A 17,346-nucleotide genomic window follows, 5' to 3' on the forward strand; every position below is an offset into this window, starting at 1 on the left:
CAGCGGCGCGAAACCATGCACGGCTGACCAGCCTGTAAGTGTCCGAGCAGGCGCAGTACTGACAATCCTGGCTCAGGCCTAGAAGCCAGACTTGTCAGCCGCTGAAGGCTCAGCCGCGATCGCCAACCAACCACTCCAACGGCACTTCGTGCTGGCCACGCTCGTCGGTGATAAACAGTGCGCCCTCGCTGACCATCACGCTCCAGCTGACCGACCTTGGCAGATCGCGCGCGACGGCTTCCAGCGCTTCTTGCCCCACCGCTACCACGTTGATCTTTTTCAGGCTGCGCACGCTGTCGAGCACCTTCGTCTGCCATACCCGCAGATTGCCGTAGGCCACCAGGCTGAAACGTTCGGCGCGCCGCGAGCACCAAGTGATCCGCTCGGCATCCGGCTGGCCGACCTCGATCCAGTGCAGCACGCGGTCATCGAGGCTCTTCTCCCAGAGCGCCGGCTCATCGACATCCGACAGCCCCCGGCCGAACGCGAGCTTTTCGTCATACCAAAGCACGTAAGCGATCAGCCGTGCCACCAGCCGCTCCTCGGTTTCCGAGGGATGCCGAGCAACAGTGAAGCGCAGATCCTGATACACGTGGCGGTCAAGATCGGTGAGATTGATCTCTACCTTATAAGGTGTGGCTTGCAGGGCCATGACAGCTCCAGGCGGCAAAAGGAGGCGCAGTTTAGCCTATTGGCACAGCCTCAGAGGCGACCGCAGCGTGGGTTCCCGCGCCGCCCGGAGAGGGTAAAATCCGACGAGCGTTCTTTGACAATCGTTCTCATTATATTTAGCATCCGCTTATTCGCAGACCCAACGGGAAGTTCATATGTACGTGTGTCTTTGCCAGGGCGTTACCGACGGCCAGATCCGTGAAGCCATTTACGAAGGTTGCTGCAGCTATCGTGAAGTGCGAGATGCTACTGGCGTGGCCACGCAATGCGGTAAATGCGCGTGCGTTGCCAAGCAGGTTGTTCGCGAAACCCTGAGCGATATCCAGAGCGCCAACACTTCTCTCGCTTACCCTGCAGGTTTTGCGCCCGCCTGAAACCCTGTCGATATTCCGGAGCCGGGCACATGCCGGCTTTTTTCTGCCCGCGAATCAACGCCTTGGCGCCAAGTCGCGGAACAGACTTATTCTTATTCCGCTTTACCCTTTATCATTCAAGGACTTAGGTTTGACAGTGCCTAGGTTCGTGGCCAGACTGCGCTTATCAACGAACCCGATTCGACGCAGGGCACCAACATGAAAGGCGACAAGCTGGTCATTCAGCATCTGAACAAGATCCTTGGCAACGAACTGGTCGCAATCAACCAGTATTTCCTGCATGCGCGCATGTATGAAGACTGGGGACTCGGCAAGCTCGGCAAGCATGAGTACAAAGAATCCATCGACGAGATGAAGCATGCTGACAAGCTGATCAAGCGCATCCTGTTCCTCGAAGGCCTGCCTAACCTGCAGGACCTCGGCAAATTGCTGATCGGTGAAAACACTCGCGAAATGCTCGAATGTGACCTCAAGCTCGAGCAGAGTGGCATCCAGGATCTCAAGGTCGCGATCGCCTACTGTGAGAGCGTCGGTGACTACGGCACCCGCGAATTGCTCGAAGACATCTTGGAATCCGAAGAAGAACATATCGACTGGCTGGAAACCCAGCTGAGCCTGATCGGCAAGGTCGGCATGGAGAACTATCTGCAGTCGCAGATGGACGAGTAAAAGCGTTCGAGCTGTAATGAAACGGGAGCCTCGGCTCCCGTTTCTTCGTTATTGCCTAGCACCTCGCTGTAAACACGAGCCGCTTTTTGACCTGAGCGAGCCGAGATGCAGACGAAAAAAAACCCGCGGCCAGGCGGGTTCTCTTTTTGGAGTCGCGATCAGGCGTTAGCTTTCTCAACGGCTTGCTTGATCAGCGGTTGCAGCTCACCCTTTTCGAACATTTCCAGGATGATGTCGCTGCCACCGACCAACTCGCCATCCACCCACAGCTGGGGGAAGGTCGGCCAGTTGGCATACTTCGGCAGATTGGTGCGAATTTCAGGATTTTGCAGGATGTCGACGTAGGCGAACTTCTCGCCACAGCCCATCACAGCCTGGGTCGCACGGGCAGAAAAGCCACACTGCGGGGCGTTGGGCGAGCCTTTCATATAAAGCAGCACCGGGTTCTTTTCGATCTGCTCTTTGATGGTTTCGATGATATCCATGGGGCACCTCGGCTAGTCTCGGTTGCCGCGCATTGTACAGAACAGCAGCCTAAAAGCCGAGTCACGGGCTCGGCTTTTATCAGCTCGCATCCGACACAGCTCGCCTGCAGCGCAGGAATCTGGCGCGCTGAGGCCGATTTGCGCCGGCTGAGACTTTCTGGATAAGATCGCGCCTTTCCCGTTTCGTCGCCATCTATGCGACCCCTGTCGTAGGCCCTTCTTTTTCGTCGAAATCTCCGGCCTCGACTGCGGCAATGAAAGGTAGTTGATATGAGCGCAAGGCATTTTCTCTCACTGATGGATTGCACGCCCCAGGAGCTGTTAGGCCTGGTCCGTCGCGGCATCGAGCTGAAGGATCTGCGCGAGCGCGGCATTCTGTTCGAGCCGCTGAAAAACCGCGTCCTGGGCATGATCTTCGAAAAAGCCTCGACCCGCACGAGACTGTCTTTCGAAGCGGGGATGATTCAGCTCGGTGGCCAAGCCGTGTTTCTCTCGCCGCGCGACACGCAATTGGGGCGCGGCGAACCGATCAGCGACTCAGCCATCGTCATGTCGAGCATGCTCGACGCCATCATGATCCGCACCTTCGCTCATTCAACGCTGACCGAGTTTGCAGCGAACTCCTCGGTGCCGGTGATCAACGGTCTTTCAGACGATCTGCACCCCTGCCAACTGATGGCCGACATGCAGACTTTTCATGAGCTGCGCGGCAGTATCGCGGGCAAGACCGTCGCCTGGGTCGGGGATGGCAACAACATGTGCAACTCCTATATGGAGGCCGCGCTTCAGTTCGATTTCCAGCTGCGCATCGCTTGCCCGGAGGGCTATGAGCCCAAAGGCGAGCTGCTCGCGAAGGCTGGAGACCGAGTGCAGGTTTTCCGTGACCCACGCGAAGCGGTAGCGGGTGCACACCTGGTCAGCACAGACGTCTGGGCCTCCATGGGCCAGGAAGACGAAGTCGCCGCTCGTATTGCCACCTTCCGCCCCTATCAAGTCGACCGCGCCTTGCTCGACGCGGCAGCCGAAGACGTCCTGTTCATGCATTGCCTGCCGGCGCATCGCGGCGAGGAGATCAGCCACGACCTGCTCGACGACAAGCGAGCAGTCGCTTGGCAACAGGCCGAAAACCGTCTGCATGTACAAAAAGCTCTGCTTGAGTTTCTGGTCGAGCCGGCTTACCACCACGCATGAGCCATGAACCGCTGCTGCATCTGCGCAACCTCGATTGCGGCTATGGCGGCCAGAGCATCGTGCAGAGTCTCAATCTGCACCTGAATCGCGGCGATATCGGCTGTCTCCTGGGGCCGTCCGGTTGCGGTAAAACCACTACATTACGGGCTATCGCCGGATTCGAGCACGTCAACGAAGGCGAGATCCAACTCGGCGACGCCGTGCTTTCGCGCCGTGGTTTCACCCTGGCGCCCGAGAAGCGCAGGGTCGGCATGGTGTTTCAGGACTATGCCCTGTTCCCGCATCTGACCGTGACGGAAAACATTGGCTTCGGCATCCGCAAGCATCCGCAATCGCAACGCATCGTGCGAGAGATGCTTGACTTGGTGCACCTCTCGCCGCTCGGTAAGCGCTATCCGCACGAGCTTTCCGGCGGCCAGCAACAACGTGTTGCGCTCGCCCGAGCCCTTGCACCCGAGCCGGAACTGCTTTTACTAGACGAGCCTTTCTCCAACCTCGATGGCGACCTGCGCCGGCGCTTGAGCCACGAGGTTCGCGAAATTCTCAAGGCGCGTGGCACCAGCGCCATTCTCGTCACCCACGATCAGGAAGAGGCCTTCGCCGTCAGCGATCAGGTCGGTGTGTTCAAGGATGGTCGGCTGGAACAGTGGGACACGCCGTTCAATCTCTACCATGAGCCGCTTACACCCTTCGTGGCGAGTTTCATAGGCCAGGGGTATTTCATCCGCGGCCAGCTGATTGACCCGGAGACGGTACAGACCGAACTGGGCGTCATTCGCGGCAACCGCGCCTACACCATGCCGGCTGGCAGCTCGGTGGACGTCCTGTTGCGTCCGGATGACATCGTCTATTCGCCGGAAAGCAGACTCAAGGCGCTCATTGTCGGCAAGACATTCCTTGGCGCCTCGACGCTGTATCGCCTGCAGCTCCCTACCGGCAATCAGCTGGAGGGGATATTTCCCAGCCACGCGGACTATCCGACTGGCCAGGAAGTCGGTATTGCCATTGCTGCCGACCATTTGGTGGTGTTTCCTGCGCAGGGCAGCGTGGCCGCCCATGAAAAGCTGCCAGACGCGGGCGTGCGCCGCTACAGCAGCAGCGTCTGATCGCTGACAGCGCTGCGCCTTAGCCCTCCAACGATCCTTGCGCCGCCTCGCCACCGTGTGTCTTGAGGCGGCGCCCCTTGAAGAACTCGCTCAGCACCTGGCTGCACGCCTCCGCGCTCACCCCACCTTCGATCAATACGCGGTGGTTGAGGAAATGCTGCGAAAAGAACTCTCCGCGACTGACCGCAACGCCAGCCTTGGGCTCCGTGGCGCCATACACCACCCGCTGAATACGCGAGTGGACGATCAAGCCTGCGCACATGCTGCAAGGCTCCAGCGTCACGTACAGCGTGCTGCCCGGCAACCGATAGTTTTCCAGGCTCGCCGCTGCATCGCGAATAGCGACCATCTCAGCGTGAGCACTGGGGTCGTGAGTGGAGATCGGACAATTGAAACCGCGGCCGATAACCTTGCCATCCTGTACGACCACCGCACCGACCGGCACCTCCCCTCGTCTTGCGCCTTCGGCCGCAAGCGACAACGCCTCGCGCATGAACTCATCATCGCGGGAACGATCAATGATCATCGGCTTCTTCATCTATTCCACCCGACTGTCGCTTCCATCAAACCACTTCAATCGCCGCCATTAGCCCGGTTTCCATGTGATCGATCACATGACAGTGGAACATCCATACACCTGGATTATCCGCCACCAGCGCGATTCGTGCCGTCTCGTTCTTGCCGAGCAAGTAGGTGTCGGTATACCAGGGATCGATTCGTTTGCGGTTGGACGAGATGACCTTGAAGGTCATGCCGTGTAGATGAATTGGGTGCTGATATTGGCTGAGGTTGCGCAGCTCGAATATGTAATGACCGTTTTTCTTCAACGTGGCAATGGGCCGATCCGCACAGGTCTTGTCATTGATGTCCCAAGCCTGACCATTGATCTGCCAGAACGTGAACGCGTCGCCCTGCCCCGCGTCACTGGACAACGTGCCGGCCCACTCGAAGTTGAAGCGCAGCGTTTCGGCCCGCTGCAGGTCCGGTTCAGCGATTGGGTTGGCTGGCAGCGGTGCCGGCCAGTTACCCTCGTCTTCTGTCGTGGCGATCGAAGCGAGCGTCGCCAGCCGCAATGGGCCATTGCGCAAAGATAGCTGCTCGCCCGCAGGCGGCACTTTCAAGGCCAGGTCGATGCGCATGCCCGGGCCCAGCCAATAGGATTTGCCCAGCGGGCGCGGCGCGATCGGGTTGCCATCGATTGCATAGATACGCGCATTACCACCCGGCAGGTTCACCCGATAGGTGACGGTGTTGGTGAGGTTGATGATGCGCAAACGCACCACTTGGCCCGCCGGCAGTTCAAGGGTTGGCGCGTGCTCCCCATTAATGGTCGACAACACGCCAGGTGTTCCTCCTCGGGCAGCTTCTCGCGGTACGCTGAAATCGGTGAAGTGTCCCTGCTTGTCGACATGCCAGTTCTTAAGGCTAAGCGTTCGCTCATGGCGAAACCCGCTCGGCTCGCGCTCTTCGACAATCATCGGCCCTACCAGGCCGCGCCCCAGCTGCTCGGCGCTCGACGTGTGTGGGTGATACCAGAAACTACCTGCGTCCGGCACTTGAAACAAATAATCGAACGACTCGCCGGGCAAGACAGGCAGCTGGGAAACATAAGGAACCCCATCCATGTTCAGCGGCAGGCGGATGCCATGCCAATGGATAGTGGTGGGCTCCGGCAGGTGATTGGTGAAGCGCACCCGCAACCACTCCCCCTGTCTGGCGCGCAGTTCGACGCCCGGCGCCTGCCCACCGTAGCACCATGCTTGGGTCTTGGTGCCGGCGATCAACTCGATCTCAGCTGGAGCTGCGATCAGCTCGTAATCATGGGTCACGGGATCAGCGGGACGCCCAAGCCAATAGCGTGCGCCGCCACCGGCAACGCCCAACGCCGCTAGCCCAGCTAACCCGGACAGCACTTTCCTTCGGGTAAAAGTCATTTCATTCTCATCAAAACTGGCACGAGCAGTGGCACAAACAACTAGATTGGAATCGCTCGCATTTGCATCATGCTACAGCTTCGTGCGCTATGTCGCAGCATGCAAGCAATGCCCCTAGCAAGCCCCTCAATTAATAACAGCGAACCCTAGCGCCTAATCCCGCGTCTACTTAAGAAGACATCCATCCATATCGAGGAGGCGCCATGCACCCCACTGCAGCCCAGGCCAAAGGTGAAGTCAGCCGAGGCATCACCTGGCTCGCTCGAAGCGGCTACGCCGCACGAGGCGTTGTCTATCTGATCGTCGGCATATTTGCCTTTATGGCCGGCATCGGCAGCGGAAATACCGTCGGTACCAAAGGCGCCATTCAACAATTGTTAGGGCAGCCCTTTGGGGAGACCTTGCTCTGGATCATGGTTGTCGGACTCGTGGCTTACGTGGCGTGGCGCCTAACTCAGGCGATTACCGACCCGGAAGGCCATGGCACCGATGCCAAGGGCTTAGTGATCCGGGCAGGTCTCGTAGGAAGTGCCGTGGCCTATACCCTGCTTGCTCTATTCACCCTTGGCCTGCTTGGTAGCTCCATCGGCGGATCAGGCGGCAGCGGCGGGTCAGGCGGCGATTTCCTCTCGGGCCTGCTTGGTTGGAAATACTCGAACTACCTGATCTATCTGGTTGCGCTGGTACCCTTGGGCGTTGGTATTGCCCACATCATCAAGGGCTGGAAAGCCAAGTTCGAAAAGTACTTCTACGCATCCGAACACGTCATGAAATGGGTTCGCCCCATTTCCCGCGCAGGTCTCATCGCACGCGGCGTCGCCTTTCTCGTTGTTGCCGGCATGCTCTTCACAGGTGGCAGCCACTACGAGCCAACCAACCCGCCGGGCCTGGAAGACGCTCTGAACGCTCTGCAAAACTTGCCCTTCGGCACGTTCTGGCTATCGCTGGTTGGCCTTGGATTAGTGGCCTTCGCTATTTACAGCTTCTCCGAAGCGATCTGGCGCCGTATCGATACGCCGGCCGTCATGCACTGACTAAACGCGAGTAGAAGCTCCGGCACGTCGGGGCTTCTACTCGCCAAGGCGGTCCGGGGATGGTACGGCTAGGTTACCTTCGACGCGGACGGCAATTTTCGACCAGAGCGGTTCGCAGAACTCGGACGCGAGCGGTGCCGAAAACGTAGACGCGACCGCCCTACCGTCCTCGCTGGAACACGACCGAACCAAGAAAGTTTTGTTCGAACGCGAGTGAATACAGGGATCGCCAGCGGTTACTAAGGCTCTCGAAACTCGCAGCGCAACGTTTCCAAAAGCTACCGCTGTTTAGTGATATAAGTGTTTGCCCTGCGCGCTTGAGCTTTGCGGCCAATCGAGTACGAACACAAGCATGGACGAACGCCCCGCGTTGATTCACTCCCCTCTGAACTGCTGAAAAAAGCAGGTACGACATTGGCATGTCGTCGGCGCCAGCTGCGACTGGATCGTAAACCTGTTGGGACATATGGCTATCAAGCACAGGGCCAGTGGCCACTAGACAGCCGCCCTCCAGGCTCGTACCGTGCTTCAGATGCGCTGCGAACGGCTCTCTTCCCTCCCTCTTTTACTGTGTTTCCGAGGCAGTCAACTCAAACAGCCGACGCGATAGAACCGGATTTCAAGGAACAGCATTGATGCAAGGAACACAACCGGAACACCTTCGCCAGCGCGACGCCCGCCCGGAGTTCTGGCAGCTTTCAATGCGTTGCTGTCAGTTGGCGGGTAGCGTCGATGTAGCCTTTTTATTCATCTTCCTCATTCTTGGCTCACCGATTCTGGCCTGGATAAACGTGGTCAGCGTGGCGATGTATATCTATGCCTATCGCGCATTCCAACAGCGAAGAAATCAGCTCGCGGTCATGCTGATACGCATTGAAGTGCTTGTTCATGCCGGACTGGGAACGGTGCTGATTGGTTGGGAAAGCGGCTTCCACTATTTTCTGCTGATGTTTATTCCTGCCCTGTTCGTCAGCATGCCCACGCGCACCGCCTGGATATACGCGGGGTGGCTATGGGCCTACTACGTCGGACTGGACGTATTGATGTGGTTCATTGAACCGCTGCAACCCATCTCCTCCAGTGCGCTGCTGGGCGTGCACGTGTTCAACCTTACCGTGGTCTTCTGCATGTTCAGCTATCTTGCGCTGTTCTATGTGGCCACGGTGACCCGGGCACACAGGAAGCTGGCGTCAATGGCAACCACCGACTCACTGACCGGTCTATTCAATCGTCGACACATGATTGAACTCGCTGAAAAGGTCCTGGCGCGACACCAGCGCCACCCCACCAACCTCACCTTGATGCTGATGGACATTGACCACTTCAAGCAGGTCAATGACCAGTATGGTCACGACATGGGCGATCGCGTTCTCCAAGCGGTGAGCGATCTACTCAAACAATCAATGCGTGACCAGGACTTCATCGGCCGTTGGGGCGGCGAAGAGTTTCTGTCGATTCTGCCGGATACGGATTTCAGCCATGCGGGCGACAGTGCCGAGCGTATACGCAAGAGTGTCGAGGAACTGGAACTCTACAGCGATGACATACGAGTCTGCATTACGCTGTCGATCGGCATCACCCAGTATCGTGCAGACGAGTTGCTCAGTGATGCGATCGCACGCGCCGACGTTGCGCTCTACGAAAGCAAATCCGCTGGGCGTAACAGGGTTGAGGTCGCTGTGGTTTAGCGACAAACAATCAGAAGCCCGCAGTTACGCGGGCTTCAGCTTTTCTGCTAATCAGTGTCGGCCGGCGCCAGACACCCGATCATTCCCACTCAATAGTCGCCGGCGGCTTGCTCGATACGTCGTATGTCACGCGCGAGATACCGTCGATTTCGTTGATGATGCGGTTGGATACCTTCTCCAGCAGCTCATACGGCAGATGTGCCCAGCGGGCCGTCATGAAGTCGATGGTTTCGACCGCACGCAGCGCGACGACCCAGGCGTAGCGGCGGCCATCGCCCACGACACCCACCGACTTAACCGGCTGGAACACCACGAAGGCCTGGCTGGTCTTGTGGTACCAGTCGAAGTTGCGCAGTTCCTGGATGAAAATGTGGTCAGCACGACGCAGCAGGTCGGCGTATTCCTTTTTCACTTCGCCGAGGATGCGCACGCCCAGACCCGGGCCTGGGAAGGGATGGCGGTAGACCATGTCGTAAGGCAGGCCGAGTTCAAGGCCGATCTTGCGGACTTCGTCCTTGAACAGCTCGCGCAGGGGCTCGACCAGCTTGAGGTTCATCTCCTCCGGCAGGCCACCGACGTTGTGGTGCGACTTGATTACATGGGCCTTGCCGCTCTTGGCACCCGCGGACTCGATGACGTCCGGGTAAATGGTGCCCTGAGCGAGGTACTGGATGTTGTCGAGCTTGCTGGCCTGTGCATCGAACACGTCGATAAAGGTACGGCCGATGATCTTGCGCTTCTTTTCCGGATCAGCTTCGCCGGCGAGGTTATCGAGGAACTGGGCTTCGGCGTCGGCACGGATCACCTTGACGCCCATGTTCTCAGCGAACATCGCCATTACCTGGTCGCCTTCGTGCAGGCGCAGCAGGCCGTTGTCGACGAACACGCAGGTCAGCTGATCACCGATGGCCTTGTGCAGCAGCGCCGCAACCACCGAGGAGTCGACACCGCCGGACAGACCGAGCAGTACGTTGGCCGAACCGACCTGATTGCGAACCTGCTCGACCAGATCATCGACGATGTTGGACGGCGTCCACAGCGCTTCGCAGCCGCAGATTTCCAGCAGGAAACGCGACAGAATGCGCCCGCCCTGACGGGTATGGGTCACTTCCGGGTGGAACTGCACGCCATAGTAGCGACGGTCATCATCACCCATGGAAGCAATTGGGCAGCTCGGTGTGCTGGCCAGGATGTGGAAGCCTTCCGGCAGCGTCGTTACCTTGTCGCCGTGACTCATCCAGACGTCGAGGCCGAAGACGCCGTCGTCGTCCATGTGATCTTCGATGCCGTCGAACAGCTTGGACTTGCCAACCAGATCGACGCGTGCGTAACCGAACTCGCGTTCATCCGAACCCTGCACCTTGCCACCCAGCTGCTCCGACATGGTCTGCATGCCGTAACAGATACCGAACAGCGGTACGCCGAGATCGAACACGGCCTGCGGCGCGCGAGGGCTACCTTCGGCGTGCACCGACTCCGGGCCGCCAGCCAGGATGATGCCGCGCGGCGCGAAGTCGCGAATGTCCTCATCGCTCATGTCGAACGGATGCAATTCGCAGTAAACGCCGAGTTCGCGCACGCGACGGGCGATCAGCTGGGTGTACTGCGAGCCGAAGTCCAGAATCAGGATGCGGTGAGCGTGAATGTCTTGATGGGCCATTTTTTTCCCCTGGGAAAAACGGCTGAAGGCTGAACGCAAGCGGCTGAACGAGGCATTGCCCATCCAGCCGCTCGGCGATCAGCCTCCAGCGACAGAAATATCAACCAACCCGGTAGTTGGGCGCTTCCTTGGTGATCTGCACATCATGCACATGGGACTCGGCCATGCCGGCACCGGTGATGCGCACGAACTGCGGGTGGGTGCGCATGTGATCGATGGTCGCGCTACCGGTATAGCCCATGGAGGCGCGCAGGCCGCCCATCAGCTGGTGAATGATTGCTGCCAGCGAGCCCTTGTACGGCACGCGCCCTTCGATGCCTTCCGGCACCAGCTTTTCGGCACCAGCGGAGGAATCCTGGAAGTAACGATCCGACGAACCCTGCGCCTGGGACATGGCGCCCAGCGAGCCCATGCCGCGGTAGGCCTTGTAGGAGCGGCCCTGGAACAACTCGATCTCGCCCGGAGCTTCCTCGGTACCGGCAAACATCGAGCCCATCATCACGGCGTTGGCGCCGGCCACGATGGCCTTGGACAGATCACCGGAGAAGCGGATGCCGCCATCGGCGATCATCGGCACGCCGGTGCCTTCGAGCGCGGCGGAGACGTTGGCGATGGCGGAGATCTGCGGCACGCCGACACCAGCAACGATGCGGGTGGTGCAGATCGAGCCTGGGCCAATGCCGACCTTGACCGCGTCGGCGCCAGCCTTGACCAGGTCCAGCGCGGCTTCGGCAGTGGCGATGTTGCCGCCGATGACCTGGACCTGCGGGAAGTTATCCTTGACCCAACGAACGCGATCGAGCACACCGCGAGAGTGGCCGTGTGCGGTGTCGACGACGATCACATCGACGCCGGCAGCAGCCAACGCTTCGACACGTTCAGCGGTATCAGCGCCAGTCCCAACGGCAGCACCGACACGCAGGCGGCCCTGATCATCCTTGGAGGCCAGCGGGTAAGTCTTGGCCTTCTCGATATCGCGGAAGGTCACCAGGCCGCGCAAATGGAAATTGCCGTCGACCACCAGCATCTTTTCGATGCGGTGCTCGTAGAGTTTGGTTTTGATTTCCTCGAGCCCGGTGCCTTCCTGAACGGTGATCAGCTTTTCCTTCGGCGTCATGATCGCGGCAACCGAATCACCGACGTTCGGCGTGAAGCGCAGGTCGCGCCCGGTGACGATACCCACCAGCTCTTTGCCCGAGACCACAGGAAAGCCAGAGAAACCAAGCTCCCGCGCCTTGCGCAGCAGTTCGCTGATCTTGGTTTCAGGCGTCACGGTCGCCGGATCGTGAACGATGGCCGTCTCGTGGCGCTTGACCTTGCGCACTTCGGCAGCCTGCTGCTCGACATTCATGTTCTTGTGAATGATGCCGATGCCGCCTTCCTGCGCCATGGCGATGGCCAGACGGGCTTCGGTGACGGTGTCCATTGCCGCCGAAACAAGGGGAATGTTCAGCTCGATTTCGCGGGTCAGGCGGGTCTTGAGGCTGACATCCTTCGGCAGGACCTCGGAATAACCCGGGATCAGGAGAACATCATCGAAAGTCAAGGCTTCTTGGCTGATACGCAGCATGGCGGGGGCTCCCAGGCGGGAAAAAGGAAGCGCGGCATTATACCCACGCACACCATTACGCTCAATGCAGTTGTAAGGTCCGCCGCGCGCGTTTCGCTTCGCTACGCCGAAAAAATGACTGACCGGTCCCGCCTACGCAACCACCACCGCCACCTTGAATCCCAGCCGTCCAGCGAACTCGTCAAGAAAGGACTGGGCAAATACAGCCTCGCCCCACCCGTTGAAGATGAAGCCAAGATTGGAAAAGCCGCAGGCCGGAATGAACAGGAAGCCATTGATGTCATCCTCGTACCCGCATTCCGGACAGGTGAAGGTGTCGGTCTGTGCAGGCATCCACTCGTCGAGACTCTCGAACAGCGCCTCACCAATTTCTTGCCGACATTCAGGGCATCCGGCCTCCTCGGCAAACGCCCGGGTCGGCGTGTAGATGCAGCGCTTGGTCACAACCTCCAAGCCATTGATCGGCTCAGCGAACGGCAACCGCTCAGGGTGCAGCACAACGTTGCGCGCACCCGATCCAAGCGCATAGGCCATGCCGCCAACACCGCGCCCACAGGTGGTAGGCAGCGCCTCGACGATGCGCCGCTCGGCAAGCCAACGCAGGATCATTCGCGCCTTGGCTTCATGGCCAGGAAAGGATGAGATACGCGGCACGACGATCGCTTGACTGTGACTCATGAGTGACTCGAAAGGAGGCGAAGAAAGCGGCGCAGCATAATGACTACTCAGCGTAGGTCAACGACGCGGCGTCGCCTGTTGTCCGTTTGGCCATTCGCCCTCAGCCCCTAACCATAGTTTTCCCTTATCATCCCGGCATGCTCAAAGATCCTTTCCAACGCCTCAATCTCGACCGTGAGGTGCTGACCGTCAGCCAGCTCAACGGTCGCGCGCGGCTGCTGCTCGAAGATGTCTTCGCCCAGGTGTGGGTAGAAGGCGAAATATCCAACTTGTCCAAGCCGGCATCAGGCCACGTCTACTTCACGCTGAAGGACAAGAGCGCCCAGGTGCGCTGCGCGCTATTCCGACAGAATGCCTTGCGTGTGCGGCAGGCATTGCGCGACGGCCTCGCGGTAAAAGTACGCGGACGAGTGTCCTTGTTCGAGGGCCGCGGCGACTACCAGTTGATTCTCGACAACGTCGAGCCAGCGGGCGACGGCTCGCTGCGCCTGGCATTCGAAGCGCTAAAGGAGAAGCTGAGCGCCGAAGGCTTGTTCGACGCCGCCGGCAAGCGCGCCCTGCCCGCTCACCCGCAACGTATTGGCATCGTCAGCTCGCCCACCGGTGCGGTGATCCGCGACATCATTTCGGTGTTCCGTCGACGGGCGCCGCATGTTGCCCTGACGCTGGTACCGACCCCGGTCCAGGGCCGCGAAGCGACGGCACAAATCGTCCGTGCGCTGGAACTGGCCGACCGTGGCGGCTTCGATGCGCTGATCCTGGCGCGCGGCGGCGGCTCATTGGAAGACCTGTGGTGCTTTAACGAAGAAGTGGTCGCACGCGCCGTGGCAGCCTGCGAGACGCCGATCGTTTGCGCCGTAGGTCATGAAACCGACGTTTCCATTGCCGACTTCGTCGCCGACGTACGCGCACCGACGCCTTCCGCGGCAGCCGAACTCCTGGCACCCAGCAGCGCCGACGTGCGCCAGCGACTCGATGGCCTGCGCCAGCGCTTGCTGCTGCGGATGCGGGACCGTTTACACCGCGATGCATCGCGCCTCGAAGGCCTGACACGCCGGCTGCGACACCCCGGCGAGCGCCTGCAACAACAGGCCCAGCGCATCGACGATCTTGAACAACGCCTGCTGCGCGGCATCGACCGTCGACTCTGCGCCGGGCAGGAACGCCTCGCCCTCCTCGAAACACGCCTTGCGGGCCAGCACCCAGGCCGAAACCTGAACCTGTTACGCCAACGCCTCGATCATCTGTCCAGCCGCCTACCCCGAGCAATGCAGGACACCCTGAAAGGCCATCGCCGACAATTACAGGGACTGGCGCAGACGCTGAATGTCGTCAGCCCGCTCGCCACCTTGTCACGTGGCTACAGCATCCTGCTCGACGAGCGCGGCCAGGCTATTCGGCATGCGGGCCAGACCCAGCCCGGCCAACGACTCAAGGCGCGTCTGGGCGAAGGCGAGCTGGACGTCAGGGTCGAAGACAACCATCAGACGCCCGTCACCTTGTCACTGCTGGACTAACCCACTTTTTGCCCAGGACTCTTATGCGTTTTGCCCTTGCCCTGCTGCTCTGCCTTTCACTTCCCGTCCACGCCGAAGGTTTTCTCACCCGCCTGCTGAACAAACCCGTACCCGGCGGCGTCGCGGTAATCGACCTCGGTAACGATGCCAGCGCGCCAACAGCACGGTACGACGGCAAACCCGTGCTGGTGGTTCGCGAAGATGACCAGCGCTGGATCGCCATTGTCGGCATCCCGCTGTCGGTCAAAGCCGGTCAGCAGTCGCTGGATGTCGACGGCCAAGCACATAGCTTCCGTGTCGAACCTCGCACCTACCGCGAACAGCGCATCACCTTAAAGAACCAGCGCCAGGTCAACCCCAACCCGGCCGACCTCAAACGTATCGAGCGCGAACTGGACGAACAGACACGGGCCTATAGGCAGTTCAGCCCACGCCAGCCCAGTAACCTGTTGTTCGACAAGCCGGTCAACGGCCCGCTGTCCTCGCCGTTCGGGCTGCGCCGCTTCTTCAATGGTGAAGAGCGCAACCCGCATTCCGGGCTGGACTTCGCTGCGAAGGCCGGTACACCGATCAAGACACCGGCTGCCGGCAAGGTCATTCTCACCGGCAATTACTTCTTCAATGGCAAAACTGTGTTCGTCGACCACGGCCAAGGCCTGATCAGCATGTTCTGTCATTTGTCGCAGATTGATGTGAAGGTCGGCGACGAGCTTTTCCGTGGTGCCGTGCTCGGCAAGGTCGGCTCCACCGGCCGAGCCACCGGCCCGCATCTACACTGGAACGTCAGCCTCAACGATGCACGGGTCGACCCGTCGATCTTCATCGGTGCGTTCAAACCCTGACCCGCCCCAAGGACCCCTTATGCTCATCAATGCGCAGGATTCGACGCTTGTCATCATCGACATTCAGGAACGGCTATTTCCCGCCATCGAAGACCACACCACGTTGGCCGAGCACAGCGCCTGGCTGATCCAGGTTGCCCAACGCGTCGGCGTGCCGGTGCTGGTCACCGAGCAGTACAGCAAGGGCCTCGGGCCTACGATCGCAGCCCTGCGCGATGGCATGGCTGACGTGGCGATCATCGAGAAGCTGCATTTTTCCGCAGCGCGCGATGGCGAACTGTTCAGGCGTCCCGGTGGCGACCGCAAGCAGTTCATCATCAGCGGCATCGAAACCCATATCTGCGTACTGCAGACCGTGCTCGACCTGCTGGCCCGCGGCAATCAGGTGTTCGTGGTCGAAGAGGCTGTCGGATCGCGCCGCGCCAGCGACAAAGCGCTTGGTCTGGCACGCATGCAACAAGCCGGTGCCAGCATCGTTTCGCGAGAAATGGTTGCGTTTGAATGGATGGAACAGGCAGGGACCGACCTCTTCCGCTCGATTAGCCGCGAGTTCATCCGCTGACAGGACACCCGCTGGCATGTGGTTGTGGTCTGACGCCAACTGACGGAGCGGTACGATGCAGGAAGAAATGAAGGTCTGGCTGGAATGGCTGGGCGAGCATGCCGAACTGGAGACGCTGGTCGCCAGCGCGGCGCTGGTGTTCGCGGCCTGGCTGGCCAACTGGGTGGTCAAGCGGATCCTGGTGAGCGGTCTGTACAAAATACTGCGCAGCACACGCGAAACTCAGCTGCAGGACTTCGGCATCATTCGCCGGTTGTCCAACATCGTGCCGGCGCTGGTGCTGTCGATTGGAGTGAATGCCGTACCGGGCCTGCCGGAAGCGGCCGTCACCGTCGTGCGCAATGTCTGCGGCGGCTTCATCGTGCTGACCATCGCCCTCGCCCTGGGTGCGTTGCTGGACATCATCAACATGATGTACCAGCGCCGCGCCGATGCGCATGTGCACCCCATCAAGGGCTATCTGCAGGTGGTCAAGATCGTGCTGTACGCGGTCGCCACCATCCTCATCATCGCCACCCTAATCGACCGTTCGCCACTGATCCTGCTGTCCGGCCTTGGCGCCATGGCGGCGGTACTGATGTTGATATTTCAGGACACCATTCTTTCGTTGGTGGCCAGCGTGCAGATCACCTCCAACGACCTGATCCGTGTTGGCGACTGGGTGGAAATGCCTCAGCTAAACGCCGACGGCGATGTCATCGACATTGCTCTGCATACGGTAAAAGTCCAGAACTGGGACAAGACCATCAGCAACATCCCGACCAAGCGCTTTATCAGCGACTCGTTCAAGAACTGGCGGGGCATGCAGGAAAGCGGCGGCCGCAGGATCAAGCGCAGCCTATTTCTGGATCAGCAAAGCGTGCATTTTCTCAGCAGCGACGAATGCGAGCGCCTGCATCGTTTCAACCTGCTCGATGAATACCTCACCGAAAAACGCCGAGAGATTGACGAGTGGAATGCCAAGCTTGAAGAGCGCGGCAAGGAGCCGGTGAATACTCGACGCATCACTAACATTGGCAGCTTCCGTGCCTACGTAGAGCGCTACCTGCGCAGCCATGGAGGCATTCACCAAGGCATGACCCTGATGGTGCGCCAGCTCAGCCCTACCGCTGACGGCTTGCCGCTCGAGATTTACTGTTTCACCAACACCGTCGCCTGGACCCAGTACGAGGCCATCCAGTCAGACATTTTCGATCACCTGCTGGCGATTCTGCCCGAGTTCGGTCTGCGCGTGTTCCAGCACCCGAGCGGTGCGGACATGCGCGAGGGCTATGGCTCGGTCAGCCAGCTGCTTAGCCGACCGATGCCGCAGTTGCCCCAACCGAGCGACCGGCTCGACGACGACAAGACCCAGGACGGCTGAT

At 59.8% G+C, this 17,346-nt stretch carries 17 protein-coding genes; 10 read left to right on the forward strand and 7 right to left on the reverse strand.

The annotated features are described in order from the left end of the window. Window positions 1-109 precede the first annotated feature (109 nt). The gene (locus ACQKIK_RS13055) at window positions 110-652 is read right to left on the reverse strand and encodes a YaeQ family protein (protein ID WP_499136250.1); all 543 of its coding nucleotides are present in this window, start codon (window positions 650-652) and stop codon (window positions 110-112) included. A gap of 175 nt (window positions 653-827) precedes the next feature. Here ACQKIK_RS13055 and ACQKIK_RS13060 point away from each other — a divergent pair, with 175 nt between their 5' ends. Together ACQKIK_RS13060 and bfr are read left to right on the forward strand one after the other, a co-directional pair. Beyond that, window positions 828-1,046 (forward strand): bacterioferritin-associated ferredoxin, encoded by a 219-nt coding sequence (locus ACQKIK_RS13060; RefSeq protein ID WP_499136251.1) that lies wholly within the window; start codon window positions 828-830, stop codon window positions 1,044-1,046. Between the two features lie 198 nt (window positions 1,047-1,244). Beyond that, window positions 1,245-1,715, forward strand: a complete 471-nt coding sequence (gene bfr / locus ACQKIK_RS13065; RefSeq protein WP_046162435.1) for a bacterioferritin — start codon at window positions 1,245-1,247, stop codon at window positions 1,713-1,715. 158 nt (window positions 1,716-1,873) lie between these two features. Here bfr and grxD read toward each other — a convergent pair whose 3' ends face one another. After that, entirely contained in the window at window positions 1,874-2,200 is a 327-nt protein-coding gene (grxD, locus tag ACQKIK_RS13070) for a Grx4 family monothiol glutaredoxin (RefSeq protein WP_463285960.1), read from the reverse strand. A gap of 270 nt (window positions 2,201-2,470) precedes the next feature. Here grxD and argF point away from each other — a divergent pair, with 270 nt between their 5' ends. Beyond that, window positions 2,471-3,391: an ornithine carbamoyltransferase gene (gene argF / locus ACQKIK_RS13075; protein ID WP_045425318.1), complete on the forward strand. Its 921-nt coding sequence runs from the start codon at window positions 2,471-2,473 to the stop codon at window positions 3,389-3,391. Then, a complete protein-coding gene (locus tag ACQKIK_RS13080; RefSeq protein ID WP_241528866.1) occupies window positions 3,388-4,497 on the forward strand; it encodes an ABC transporter ATP-binding protein in 1,110 nt (369 codons plus the stop codon). The genes argF and ACQKIK_RS13080 overlap by 4 nt, the downstream gene beginning before the upstream one ends. 19 nt (window positions 4,498-4,516) lie before the next feature. On the opposite strand, the gene tadA is transcribed toward ACQKIK_RS13080, so the two are convergent. Together tadA and ACQKIK_RS13090 are read right to left on the reverse strand one after the other, a co-directional pair. Next, window positions 4,517-5,035 carry a tRNA adenosine(34) deaminase TadA gene (tadA, locus tag ACQKIK_RS13085; RefSeq protein WP_499136252.1) on the reverse strand — a complete coding sequence of 173 codons (519 nt, stop codon included), beginning with the start codon at window positions 5,033-5,035 and terminating at the stop codon, window positions 4,517-4,519. A 25-nt stretch (window positions 5,036-5,060) separates the two neighbouring features. Further along, window positions 5,061-6,431, reverse strand: a complete 1,371-nt coding sequence (locus ACQKIK_RS13090; RefSeq protein ID WP_499136253.1) for a multicopper oxidase family protein — start codon at window positions 6,429-6,431, stop codon at window positions 5,061-5,063. Between the two features lie 203 nt (window positions 6,432-6,634). Between ACQKIK_RS13090 and ACQKIK_RS13095 the strand changes: the two genes are divergently transcribed. Then, window positions 6,635-7,465, forward strand: a complete 831-nt coding sequence (locus ACQKIK_RS13095) for a DUF1206 domain-containing protein (RefSeq protein WP_045425308.1) — start codon at window positions 6,635-6,637, stop codon at window positions 7,463-7,465. Window positions 7,466-8,100: 635 nt separating this feature from the next. Next, window positions 8,101-9,153 (forward strand): GGDEF domain-containing protein, encoded by a 1,053-nt coding sequence (locus tag ACQKIK_RS13100; protein ID WP_128118963.1) that lies wholly within the window; start codon window positions 8,101-8,103, stop codon window positions 9,151-9,153. A gap of 79 nt (window positions 9,154-9,232) precedes the next feature. Here the strand turns inward: ACQKIK_RS13100 and guaA are convergent, their stop codons facing one another. The 3 genes from guaA to ACQKIK_RS13115 all read right to left on the reverse strand — a co-directional run bounded on the left by guaA (window position 9,233) and on the right by ACQKIK_RS13115 (window position 13,061). After that, window positions 9,233-10,813 (reverse strand): glutamine-hydrolyzing GMP synthase, encoded by a 1,581-nt coding sequence (gene guaA / locus ACQKIK_RS13105; protein ID WP_499136254.1) that lies wholly within the window; start codon window positions 10,811-10,813, stop codon window positions 9,233-9,235. Window positions 10,814-10,913: 100 nt separating this feature from the next. Further along, window positions 10,914-12,383, reverse strand: a complete 1,470-nt coding sequence (gene guaB, locus ACQKIK_RS13110) for an IMP dehydrogenase (protein WP_045425305.1) — start codon at window positions 12,381-12,383, stop codon at window positions 10,914-10,916. Window positions 12,384-12,515: 132 nt separating this feature from the next. Then, window positions 12,516-13,061 (reverse strand): sugar ABC transporter ATPase, encoded by a 546-nt coding sequence (locus ACQKIK_RS13115; RefSeq protein WP_499136255.1) that lies wholly within the window; start codon window positions 13,059-13,061, stop codon window positions 12,516-12,518. A 137-nt stretch (window positions 13,062-13,198) separates the two neighbouring features. On the opposite strand from ACQKIK_RS13115, the gene xseA reads away from it, so the two are divergent. The 4 genes from xseA to ACQKIK_RS13135 are packed head-to-tail and all read left to right on the forward strand — an operon-like array spanning window position 13,199 to window position 17,345. Further along, window positions 13,199-14,578, forward strand: coding sequence for an exodeoxyribonuclease VII large subunit (gene xseA, locus ACQKIK_RS13120; protein ID WP_499136256.1), 1,380 nt, complete (start codon window positions 13,199-13,201; stop codon window positions 14,576-14,578). A gap of 23 nt (window positions 14,579-14,601) precedes the next feature. After that, the gene (locus ACQKIK_RS13125) at window positions 14,602-15,420 is read left to right on the forward strand and encodes a peptidoglycan DD-metalloendopeptidase family protein (RefSeq protein ID WP_499136258.1); all 819 of its coding nucleotides are present in this window, start codon (window positions 14,602-14,604) and stop codon (window positions 15,418-15,420) included. A gap of 19 nt (window positions 15,421-15,439) precedes the next feature. Then, a complete protein-coding gene (locus tag ACQKIK_RS13130) occupies window positions 15,440-15,982 on the forward strand; it encodes a hydrolase (protein WP_499136259.1) in 543 nt (180 codons plus the stop codon). A gap of 55 nt (window positions 15,983-16,037) precedes the next feature. Beyond that, window positions 16,038-17,345 (forward strand): mechanosensitive ion channel family protein, encoded by a 1,308-nt coding sequence (locus tag ACQKIK_RS13135; protein WP_499136260.1) that lies wholly within the window; start codon window positions 16,038-16,040, stop codon window positions 17,343-17,345. Window position 17,346: the final 1 nt, after the last annotated feature.

The sequence above is a fragment of the Pseudomonas sp. NPDC047961 genome, assembly GCF_050272435.1.
Taxonomy (GTDB): Bacteria; Pseudomonadota; Gammaproteobacteria; order Pseudomonadales; family Pseudomonadaceae; genus Stutzerimonas.